An 846-nucleotide genomic window follows, 5' to 3' on the forward strand; every position below is an offset into this window, starting at 1 on the left:
TGATCGCGAGCGTAGCCCGCCTTGCCGTTTTGATCCGCGGGAGACGGCTGTGCGATAACCCCGAAATGCCCTTACTCACAGCCAAGCGCTTTGAGCGCCGGTTTGCACTCACCTATTGGGCCTTCGCGGCTGTCTTCGGTCTATTTGCTGCACGATCCTATATGCTGCCGCTTGCAGAATGGCAGATGCCCATCGGCATTCTCGTCGTGGGATACGCCGCAGGAGTCGCATCTACGGTCGCGATGCGCCCTTACATCGTGATTACGAGCCTGATTGTCGCGGTAATCCCGCCAGCTTTAGTTCTTCTACTGCGGGGAGATCCGAATGCGATCGTTTCGGCTCTTTGCCTATTTGCGCTGCTCACAGGCGGCCTTCGTAGCGCTAGCCAACGATATCGTTCGCAGTTGGCAAAGACGACAACGCGACACGCCTTTGCTCGTCAGGTCAAAACGGATCACCTCACTGGGCTTGGCAACCGTCTCGCTCTCGCCGAGGCATTTGAGACAAACGCCCGGCCAGAGCGACACGGACGTATCGCGTTTCACTATGTCGACCTCGACGACTTCAAACCGGTCAACGACCGGCTTGGTCACCAGGTAGGCGATAGCTTGCTGTGCTTGGTCGCCGATAGGTTGCGGACATCTATAAATCCTGACGACATGGTTGTTCGGCTTGGAGGCGACGAATTTGTCGTCGTGCAAATCCACTCCGAGTCTGACTTTGACGTTGAGCAAGAAGGATTACGCATCGAACAGGCCTTGAACCGCGCCTACGTGTTAGAGAGCCATTCGGTTAACTGTGCCGCCAGCGTCGGATCAAGCCGCTCTACTGGTAACAATCAGAGCA

1 protein-coding gene is annotated in these 846 nt (G+C 56.4%); it reads left to right on the forward strand.

The genetic code is table 11. From position 1 onward, the window contains the following. Window positions 1–846 (forward strand): GGDEF domain-containing protein (locus tag ASE89_RS19765; protein WP_056677511.1); only part of this gene is annotated, 846 nt, incomplete at both ends.

Origin of the sequence: Sphingomonas sp. Leaf30 (assembly GCF_001422525.1) — a bacterium.
Lineage (GTDB): Bacteria > Pseudomonadota > Alphaproteobacteria > Sphingomonadales > Sphingomonadaceae > Sphingomonas > Sphingomonas aerolata.